The sequence below is a fragment of the Neisseria sp. HMSC70E02 genome (assembly GCF_001838645.1).
GTDB lineage: Bacteria > Pseudomonadota > Gammaproteobacteria > Burkholderiales > Neisseriaceae > Neisseria > Neisseria macacae.
Map to the genome: position 1 here is coordinate 56631 of NZ_KV838064.1, position 10382 is coordinate 67012.

Consider the following 10382-nt stretch of genomic DNA (forward strand, 5'->3'; position numbering starts at 1 on the left):
CGCCGTACTGGTTTAAAGTTAATCCACTATAATCTTTAAATTTGTTCTATAGCAGTAAAAAAGGTCGTCTGAAAACCAAATTTGATTTTCAGACGACCTTATATTTCCAACGCATCAAACGGCTATTTGCCTGCTTTCAACGATTGCCACAGGCGGACGCTCAGGCGGCTTGCATCTGTTGATTTGGGCGATACGATGAAACTTTTATCCATCAATTCCTTGGTCGGGAAGATAGACGCATCGCCGGTATATTTTGCGTCCATCAATGCGCGGGCAGGGCGGCTGGCGGGGGCGTAGGTAACGAAATTGCCGTTTTGCGCCGCGACTTCGGGATCGAGCGTGTGGTTGATGTATTTATGCGCATTGGCGGTGTTTTGGGCATCGCGCGGAATCATCAGGGAATCCACCCAGATGCCGACGCCGCTTTTGGGTGCTAACACTTCGATTTCGACGCCGTTCTTCGCTTCTTGCGCGCGTGTTTTGGCGATGTTCAAATCGCCGCCGTAACCGACTGAAACGCAAAGGTTGCCCGCCGCCATATCGTCAATATAGCCTGACGAAGTGAAGCGTTTGATGTCGGGACGCACTTTTTTCATCATGTTGACGGCGGCTTTGATATCGTCCGGGTTTTCGGTATTCGGGTCTTTGCCTAAATAATGCAGCGCGAGCGGGATTTGTTCGATGGCGCTGTCAAAATAGCTGATGCCGCAGGATTTCAGCTTTTTGGTGTATTCGGGATTGAACACCAAATCCCATTCGTTTTCGGGCAGCTGCTCCGTCCCTAGGGCTTTTTGAACCAGTTTTTTGTTGATGGCGAGCGTGTTGATGCCCCAAAAATAAGGGACGGCGTATTGGTTGCCGGGATCGACTTTTGCCATCATGGCAAGCAGGTCGGCATCGATATTGGCGTAGTTCGGGATTTGGCTTTTGTCGATTTTTTGATACGCGCCGGCTTTGATTTGGCGTCCGACGTTGGCAATGGACGGGGCAACGAGGTCGTAACCAGATTTACCGGTCAAGAGCTTGGCTTCGAGGGCTTCGTTGCTGTCGTAGTAGTCGTAGCGGACGTTGATATGCGTATTTTTTTCGAACGCTTCAAGCGTGGCGGGGTCGACGTAGTCCGACCAGTTGTAGATATTGAGCTTGTCGGAGGCGGTATGGGAAGAGGGTGCGGAAGATTCTGCGGCGGTTTGTTGGCCGCCGCTACATGCAGTCAAGACGAGGCCGATGAGTGCCGCCGCCATTGAAGTTTTTTTCATGGGTACAGTCCTTTTGTGGAAGGGGGGATTGTTGCAGCGGCGGCAGTCAGTCAAGCGCAGACTGTCCGCATACAAAAGGTTAACTGTGGGGGCGGCCGGCATATGCCTCGGGCCCTTGATTCAGCAGGTTCGCATTAAACGGCAAAATCCCTGTCGGCGCAATAGGTTAGACGGGGAAATTTCTTCGTTTTTTCATTGCTTTCCGCTATGGTTTTCTTCATAAACAAAAAAATATTCAGACGACCCGAAAAGGTCGTCTGAAAAAAGTTGCACTTGCCTTATTTTCAATCTTGAGGCAAGGGAAAAATAGGGATTGTGCCAACAGAATTGCAGAAAGGATGAATATTAAAGATTCCTACGATATCGTGTTGTTGAAATGCAAATTATATTTGAAATAAATAATAATTTTTCTCAAGATAAAAAGAGTTGTCTAATAATCCATAAATCATTATGATTGAGTTTGGTATTTTTACTCAATTTTAAAATTCGAGGAGGACTCATGAAGAAAATATTGATTACTTTAACCGCAGCAGCCCTACCTTTTGCAGCATCCGCCGAAGTTGTCCTGTACGGACAAGTCAAAAGCACCATCACCTCCGGACAGGTGAAAATCAAAGGTAACGAAGGTACGGAAAAAAGCGCGACCGCAACCCGTATCAATGACAATACCTCGCGCATCGGCTTCAAAGGCAATGAGAAACTTTCAGACGACCTCAAAGCCATCTGGCAAATTGAACAGCGCACTTCCATTTTAGGCGAATCCAACAGCCAGCGTTTCGGCAACCGCGATTCCTTCATTGGCTTGGAAGGCAAGTTCGGTAAGGTCCGCGTCGGCAATATGAACAATATGCTCAACGAGATGGATACCATCGACCCTTGGTTGTACAAAACCAACGCGATGGGTTTGGGCATCAACACCCGCACCGGTGTGCGCACCACATCCGTGCGCTACGACAGCCCTTCGTTCGGCGGGTTCAAGTTCAATGCGTCCTACGCGCCGCGCGACAACCGCAATCCGGATGACAAATATAAGCACGAACAACCCAGCAAGGAGCAATATACCGCCGGTTTGACTTATGAAAACAGCGGTTTCACCACCAATCTTGCCTACGGCCATTACAAAGGTGCATACACCGACAAGAACGGTAAAACCAAAGCCGCGCAAATCGCTAAAATCGAGAGTTACTACGACAAAAACAACCTGTTTGTCGGCGTAGGTGCGCAATATACCAAAGGCCATGAAAGCGCAAATAAATATCTGGGTTACTTTACCGATGATTTCAATACGTACAAAGGCGCTGACATTACTGCCGATGCCGGTAAAAATGAAGCCGTCAAAGTTACCGATGCAGCCGTTACCGTGGGTTATACCTTCGGTAACCTGACCCCGCGCCTCACTTACGCCCACGGCTGGGCGGCAAAAGGCGTGAACAGCGGCGAGAAACTGGTCGATAAATTCGACCAAGTTGTAGTTGGTACCTCCTACAAATTCAGCAAACGCACTTCGATGCTTGCTCATGCCGGCTATATGAAACTGGGCAGCAAAACCCGCCTGACGCCGACTCAAACAGGTTCTGTTGAACAAAAAGCCGTTTCTTTGGGCATGGTTCATAAGTTCTAATAAAGCGGTACGGATAGTCGGAAAATAGAAGAGGTCGTCTGAAAACCTTTATTTTGAAGTTTTCAGACGACCTTATTTATTTTGGTCTTGGTTTTCCTGCATTCCGTTTCCCGATAAAATACATGCTTTCGATTTTGACTCTATCCGCCATGCCGACCGACCTTCAAGCCATCAACCGCCTGCTGCCGCAAACCCAGTGCCGAGAATGCGGCTATCAAGGCTGTCTGCCTTATGCACAAGCTTTGTTGCACGAGGATGCGCCTGTTAATTTGTGCGCGCCCGGAGGAGAAGTGGTGATGGCCGATATTGCCGCCTTATTGGGCAAGCCGCGCGTTGCGCCGGTCAAAACGCAGCCCAAAGCCGTCGCCTTGATAGACGAAGCCGCCTGTATCGGCTGTACCGCCTGCATCCGCGCTTGCCCTGTCGATGCGATTATGGGCGCAAGCAAATTTATGCACACCATCATCAGCGACGAATGCACAGGCTGCGGACTCTGCCTCCCGCCTTGTCCGGTGGACTGTATCGACATGATACCTTCCGAACAGGAATACCTCCCCGCCGCGCGCAGCCTGAGCCGTTCTTCCGAAGCGCGTTTCGCCGCTGCCGAACACGCGCAAAGCCGCTTTGATTGGCATACCGAACGCAAAGCGCGCGACGAGGCGGAACGCAAAGCCATGCTTGCCGAGCGCGAAGCCGCCGTTAAAGCCAAGCAGGCGCAAATTCAAGCCGAAACCCAAGCAGCGTCCAAACCTGCCTTCAATCCTATGGATTTGATTGCCAAAGCCATGGCGAAAGCCCAATCCCAGCAAGACAAGCTGGTTGCATCCGACAACCGCGAAGCATTCAAAAACCGGCAAATCGAAGAAGCTAAAGAGCGCGCTGAATTGCGCCGTGCCCAACGCGATGTCAAATATGGCAACGAAGAAGAAAAAGCCGCCGCGCTTGCCTATCTGCGCCGTTACAAAGCAGAGCAAGAGGCAGCCAAAGAAATACGGTGAGGCCGGTGGAGAGACTTTGAAGGTCGTCTGAAATGGGTTTTCAGACGACCTTTAAGCTAAATCAAGTATGGGATTGATGGGGCGTTGAGGAATAACAAGCAACACCTTTTCTGCGAATACCCCAGTTGCTTGAGATGCTTCTTAAACATGTTATTTCCCGTATACAAAATCCCATTTGCTCCAAAGTCAGGGGCTGTCCGGTATGAAAACAGGCTGCACAAAACTGTTTTGTATGGTAAAGTCTGCTTTTAATAACTCGGCGGTTTAAAGCCGTCATTCAGGGGCTGTTTGAATTTAAAATCAGATTTGTTGGAAACGCTGCATCGTTTGCGCGGCGTATTTCGAGAAGCGGGCTGTGTGTCCGTCTGGTTTTAAATTCAAGCAGCCCTTTGCGTTTACAAAAACAGATAGAAGGTAGATTCCCATGCAATCTTGGCAGCTTCCCGAACATGTTGCCGATGTGTTGCCGACCAACGCCCGACAGTTGGAAAGCGCGCGAGAGCAGTTGTTGACTTTGTTCCGAGTGCACGGTTACGAGCTGGTACAGCCACCGTTGATGGAATACAGCCATTCCCTGCTGACGCACATTGACGCGGGTTTGTCTTTGAAAACCATTTTGGTGGTCGATCAGCTGAGCGGTCGGCAGTTGGGCATCCGTGCCGACATTACGCCGCAAGTGGCGCGTATCGATGCGCATCTTTTGTCCGCCAATCAAGGGATTAACCGATTGTGTTACGCAGGTCCTGTGTTGCACGCGCGGCCGGAAGGTTTGCTCAATATGCGCGAACCTTTGCAGGCGGGAGCGGAGATGTATGGTTTCGCCGACATCCGGGCGGATATCGAACTGATTGACCTGATGCTCAAAAGCATGAAGCTTGCCGATATGGGCGAGGTTTTGCTGTCGCTGGGGCACATCGGCGTATTCCGCGCTTTGTCCGATGCGGCGCATTTGGATGCGGAGCAGTCTGCAACACTGCTTGCGTTGATGCAGGATAAAGATACCGAAGCGGTCGAAGCGCAGGTTAAGGCTTGGAAGCTGGACGGTATGTGGGCAAAAGCATTTTCGCTGCTACCGCGTCTGTATGGCGGACGGGAAGTGTTGTCCGCGGCGCGCGAACGATTGCCGGATCTGTCGGCAGTCGGCAGCGCATTGGACGAATTGCAGGCAGTATGCGACGCCTTTCCAAATCAGAAAGTCCATATCGACTTATCCGAACTGCGCGTCGACAATTACCACACGGGCTTGCTGTATGCGGCATACGGTTCCAATTTCCATGACGCGGTCGCACGGGGCGGGCGTTATGACGGATTGGGCGAATATTTCGGCCGTGCGCGTCCGGCAACAGGATTCAGTTTCGACTTGCGCAGCTTTATCGGACGTTTGCCCGCCATTGAGCGGCAGCCCGTCGTGTTGGTTGATGCGGACGATGCCGAAGCGGCTTGCGAAGTAGTTGAAGCCCTGCGTGAACAAGGGCAGTGTGTCGTTGTCGACTACGGTATCGGACACAACGCTTCGGAAGAGGTTGCAGGTCGTCTGAAAAAGTCGGACGGCGTTTGGCAGGTTGAGAAAATTTAAATACCCATTCATAGCAGATTAAAGGCAAATCAGGGCAGGGCGCAAAGCCGTCTTGGTTTGAAGTTGATTCACGATAATTTTTTAATATTAATAGGTTATATGGCTATGGCTAAAAATGTTGTAGTAATCGGCGCCCAGTGGGGCGATGAAGGCAAAGGTAAAATAGTCGACTGGCTGGCGGAAGAAACCAGCGGTGTCGTGCGTTTCCAAGGCGGCCACAATGCGGGTCATACTCTGGTCGTCGGCGGCAAGAAAACCATTTTGCGCCTGATTCCGAGCGGCATCCTGCATGAAAACTTGGATTGCTTCATCGGTTCCGGCGTTGTCGTATCCCCCGAAGCATTGTTGGGCGAAATCGACGAGTTGAACGCAGCAGGCGTGAAAAACGTCGAGGGTCGTCTGAAAATCGCGCCGACCTGTCCGCTGATCCTGCCTTACCACATCGCGCTTGACCAAGCCCGCGAAGCATCGCGCGGCAAAGGCAAAATCGGCACGACCGGTCGCGGCATCGGCCCAGCCTACGAAGACAAAGTGGCACGCCGCGCCATCCGTGTCGTTGATTTGCTGCATCCTGAAAAACTGCGTGAAAAACTGGATGCCATCCTCGCTTATTACAACGTTCAATTGCAACATCTGCACAATGCCGAGCCGGTTAAAGCGGAAGATGTGATGGCGGTTATCGAAAAAGTTGCGCCGCGTATTACGCCTATGATTACCGACGTATCCCGCGTGTTGAACGAGAAAAACAAAAACGGCGAAAAACTGCTGTTTGAAGGCGCACAAGGCACGCTGTTGGATATCGATTACGGCACTTACCCCTTCGTTACCTCGTCCAACTGCTTGGCAGGAGCCGCTTCCGCAGGCGCAGGCGTAGGTCCTCAAATGCTGGATTATGTTTTGGGTATTGTCAAAGCCTATACCACGCGCGTCGGCTCAGGTCCGTTCCCGACTGAATTGTTTGACGAAGTAGGCGCAGGTTTGGCAGAACGCGGACACGAATTCGGCTCCGTAACCGGTCGCGCCCGCCGCTGCGGTTGGTTTGATGCCGCCGCGTTGAAACGCTCCATCCAAGTCAACGGCATTTCCGGTATGTGTATCACCAAGCTGGACGTGATGGACGGCATTGAAACCATCAATATCTGCGTCGGCTACGAATTACCCGACGGTAGCAAAACCGACATCCTGCCTTGCGGTTCGGACGCGGTAGAAACCTGCAAGCCGATTTACGAAACCATGCCCGGCTGGAGCGAATCGACTGTCGGCGTGAAAAGCTACGACGCATTGCCTGCCAATGCCAAAGCATATTTGAAACGCATCGAAGAAGTCTGCGGTGCGCCGGTAGCCATCGTCTCTACCGGCCCTGACCGCGAAGAAACCATTGTTTTGCATCATCCATTCGCATAATGGTTTGATTGTAAAAGGTCGTCTGAAAACTTGGGCTTTCAGACGACCTTTTTGTATAGGCCTGACGTCAATCGGCAGTCATGAAATGTGGTTTTCTTTGCCGATCATTTTCCTATATTTATGATTTCCTTAGTAATAAGCAGTATTGTTGATTTCGTAACGTTGATGGATTTCAGCATCTGGCAATACAAATTTTTGTCCATCTTTTTGAAGATATGCTTCGGTCAATTCAAAGTGATCATCAAATTTCAATTTCAACGTGGCAAACTGATTTATTGAAGGTGTACTGATATTATGCGCTCGAGTCCTTCCGGGGAACGCCTGTTGAAATATCTTGTATAACCCGTTTAGTCGAGCATCATCGTATATGATTTTATAATCATTCTGCTCTTGTTCTTCAGTCTTAAAGGGATGCAATCTGATGCCCCACCGATTACCCGTTTCTTTGTCTATTAACCATATCTTGATGTAAGTTGGCATCGCCTTCATTGCCTTCTTCTCTTCTTCTACCCTCTCCTTACCGATAGCCGTCCAGCGCTCCGTATTAGCGAATTCCATATAGTATTCGCCGTTCCATTCCCCTCCATCGACTTCAACTTCCAAGTTCCATGGATATTTCGTTTGCATCTGTTTGTACCACTCCGCACTCACCTTTTTGGGTCCATCTATATAAGTGTGATAGAAATTGGGGTGTTCTTTACGGACGCTGTCTAAGTATTCTTTCCGTTCTTCAAGATTGTGAAAACGTGCGACTCTGTAATACCATATTTCATTGAAATGATGTTTGGCAGCCTCTTCCACAGAAGGCATGATTTCTTTTGCCTGCCAGGACATCAATTCCTTGCGAATAAATACATTGGCAAGGTTCAGCGTCACCCAGCCGTCAGGAGCAACAGCCAATTCAAAATCATTGGGAGATTCATATTGCGGAGTTTCAGAGTCCTCTACTGCATTATTGAATACCCTGTAACTTTTTGCCATCATAGGACGTATCTTGTCGGTTGGAAGGGCTTCATCCAACTGATAAAATTTATTTTCAAACTGAGAGGAATAGGTAAAAGTCAGCCTTTCGGGAAGTAAATCAAACTCTGCCGTTCTTCCCAAATACCCTCCTCTTCCCCATATAGAACCCGTACCAAAGAAATTTCGCAATACTGTTCCGTTCTGCAAATAAAAATCAGAACTGTACTTATTTGATACATCTATTGCTTCTGCATCCAATGTTAAATATGAAGAATTTTCTGGTGTGGCGTTAACCAATATTGCATCTGCCATCGTAATTCCCCAAGTCATGCCTTTTGCATTCTTGGGGTTGCCCTGGCCTTCAATCATTCCGTTTAATCCTATATTTGCCAATGCAATGCTGAGGTAGCCTGCTGCTACTATTCCTAAAAGGATATTTGTTTTCTTGTGTTTCATTCAGACGACTTTTTTACTAATCTATTGATTCCAATATAGATAAGAGTTAATGATTTCCATCCAATATCTGTAAATTACCCAGCCATTGAGCAAAATAAAAATAACTGCGCAATATTTCCAATGACGGTTTTGATACATTCTGATGATGCAGTAGGCATTGATAATTAGAAAAAACGCATATTTGCCAATTTCTTCCCAAAATACCTGAAGCGCTAACACCCAATATCCCATATCTCCGCCCGTTTAAATTTTTTCAAGGTTTTCATTATCAAATTTAAAAATTATCTACATGCTGCTGTTAGCAGTGATTGAACTCTATGAGTGAGGTTGTCTGAAAACGATATTTCAGTTTTTCAGACGACCTTTTTCCATCATTTAGACCTGATTGACAGCGTTTGTATGAAAAATAGATGCATTATACATTATTAACGAAAGGCGATTTCGTTCATATCTATATAAATACTTTATCCAACCCTCTGAAAAACTTTTCAGACGACCTGTAAACCTATATGATTGCACGGCAAGACAAACAAAGGAGCAAACACAATGTCAACAAACGAATACACGCAAATCGGCTGGATAGGCTTGGGTCAAATGGGTAATCCGATGGTAACGCGGCTTTTGAACGCTGGTATCGAAGTCGGTGTTTATAACCGTTCACCCGATAAAACCGCCGACCTCGCCAATAAAGGCGCGAAAGTGTACGCAAGCACCATCGATCTTATCCGCGCTTATCCTGTTATTTTTCTGATGGTTTCCGACTTCGCGGCTGTACGCGATATTTTGAGTGAAGAGGTTCGCAAGGAGCTTGCGGGCAAAATCATTGTCAACATGAGTACTATTGCTCCTTCTGAAAATCTTGCCGTTAAAGAATTGGTCGAAGCTGCGGGCGGTCAGTTTGCAGAAGCACCTGTTTCCGGTTCGGTCGGTCCTGCTACCAACGGTACGTTGCTGATTTTGTTTGGCGGAGAAGAAAGTGTTTCAACGCCTCTGCAAAAAGTGTTTTCCATTGTCGGTAAACAAACTTTCCATTTCGGTGGGGTAGGGAAAGGTTCGGGCGCAAAACTCGTGCTCAACTCCCTGCTGGGTATTTTTGGCGAAGCATACAGCGAGGCTATGCTAATGGCTCAACAGTTTGGTGTCGATACTGATACCATCATCGAAGCCATCGGTAATTCCGCTATGGATTCGCCTATGTTCCAAACCAAAAAATCGCTGTGGGCAAGCCGTGAATTCCCACCTGCCTTCGCACTCAAACACGCTTCCAAAGACCTTAATCTGGCGGTCAAAGAGCTGGAGCAAGCCGGTAAGTCGCTGCCTGCCGTCGAAACCGTTGCTGAAAATTACCGTCAAGCGGTAACAGCAGGTTACGGAGAGCAAGACGTTGCCGGCGTTTATTTGAAATTGGCAGAACGTTAGAAATAGCGTTGGCTCAGAATATGGGTTCAAGGTCGTCTGAAAACCGTATAGAAGTTTTCAGACGACCTTGTTATCGCAGGCAATCATCCCACACTGCTTCAATCGGTTTCTCAACTTCACACGAAAGCTGCACCTCTAAAAAGGATATTTCCCATGACGCAAAATGAAAAACAACACACTAAACCACAAGGCGAGCTTTTGCTGCGCACCGTTGCCATGCCGCGCGACACTAATCCCAATCAAGATATTTTCGGCGGTTGGATTATGTCGCAAATGGATTTGGGCGGCGGTATTTTGGCGGCGGAAATCGCACAAGGCCGTATTGTTACCGTAGCTGTTCAGGAAATGAATTTCATCCGTCCTGTGAAAGTGGGGAATGTCGTCTGTTGCTACGGCCGCTGCGTGAGCGTGGGTAATACTTCGTTGCAACTGAAAATCGAGGTTTGGGTAAAAACATTGATGAACGATCATCTTACTGAGGATCGTCAACTCGTGACAGAGGCTGTCTTCACTTATGTCGCCATTGATAGTGAAGGTAACAAACGCCCGATTCCGAAAGAGGGTAACCCAAAACTGGAAGGTTTGATTTAAGCAAAAGGTCGTCTGAAAACGGATTTCAGACGACCTTTTTAATTTGACATTGAGATGAAACGTTATAGTCAATTAAAATCAAAATAGGACAGTAA

8 protein-coding genes are annotated in these 10382 nt (G+C 48.3%); 6 read left to right on the forward strand and 2 right to left on the reverse strand.

Annotated features, from left to right (window positions below):
• Positions 1 to 122: 122 nt before the first annotated feature.
• Complete coding sequence (locus HMPREF3277_RS01395) at positions 123 to 1259, reverse strand: polyamine ABC transporter substrate-binding protein (RefSeq protein ID WP_036492900.1); 1137 nt, start codon at positions 1257 to 1259, stop codon at positions 123 to 125.
• Between the two features lie 499 nt (positions 1260 to 1758).
• Here HMPREF3277_RS01395 and HMPREF3277_RS01400 point away from each other — a divergent pair, with 499 nt between their 5' ends.
• The 4 genes from HMPREF3277_RS01400 (at position 1759) to HMPREF3277_RS01415 (ending at position 6858) form a co-directional block, all read left to right on the forward strand.
• Complete coding sequence (locus HMPREF3277_RS01400) at positions 1759 to 2880, forward strand: porin (protein WP_070869815.1); 1122 nt, start codon at positions 1759 to 1761, stop codon at positions 2878 to 2880.
• A gap of 149 nt (positions 2881 to 3029) precedes the next feature.
• Entirely contained in the window at positions 3030 to 3878 is an 849-nt protein-coding gene (locus HMPREF3277_RS01405) for an RnfABCDGE type electron transport complex subunit B (RefSeq protein WP_070869820.1), read from the forward strand.
• A gap of 424 nt (positions 3879 to 4302) precedes the next feature.
• Positions 4303 to 5454, forward strand: coding sequence for an ATP phosphoribosyltransferase regulatory subunit (locus HMPREF3277_RS01410; protein WP_070869816.1), 1152 nt, complete (start codon positions 4303 to 4305; stop codon positions 5452 to 5454).
• 105 nt (positions 5455 to 5559) lie between these two features.
• Positions 5560 to 6858 (forward strand): adenylosuccinate synthase, encoded by a 1299-nt coding sequence (locus HMPREF3277_RS01415; protein ID WP_060975144.1) that lies wholly within the window; start codon positions 5560 to 5562, stop codon positions 6856 to 6858.
• 129 nt (positions 6859 to 6987) lie between these two features.
• Here HMPREF3277_RS01415 and HMPREF3277_RS01420 read toward each other — a convergent pair whose 3' ends face one another.
• The gene (locus HMPREF3277_RS01420) at positions 6988 to 8277 is read right to left on the reverse strand and encodes a DUF2931 family protein (protein ID WP_070869817.1); all 1290 of its coding nucleotides are present in this window, start codon (positions 8275 to 8277) and stop codon (positions 6988 to 6990) included.
• 546 nt (positions 8278 to 8823) lie between these two features.
• Here HMPREF3277_RS01420 and HMPREF3277_RS01430 point away from each other — a divergent pair.
• Together HMPREF3277_RS01430 and yciA are read left to right on the forward strand one after the other, a co-directional pair.
• Positions 8824 to 9696, forward strand: coding sequence for an NAD(P)-dependent oxidoreductase (locus tag HMPREF3277_RS01430; RefSeq protein WP_003768061.1), 873 nt, complete (start codon positions 8824 to 8826; stop codon positions 9694 to 9696).
• A 153-nt stretch (positions 9697 to 9849) separates the two neighbouring features.
• Positions 9850 to 10287 (forward strand): acyl-CoA thioester hydrolase YciA, encoded by a 438-nt coding sequence (yciA, locus tag HMPREF3277_RS01435; protein ID WP_003759083.1) that lies wholly within the window; start codon positions 9850 to 9852, stop codon positions 10285 to 10287.
• The last annotated feature ends 95 nt before the right edge of the window (positions 10288 to 10382 follow it).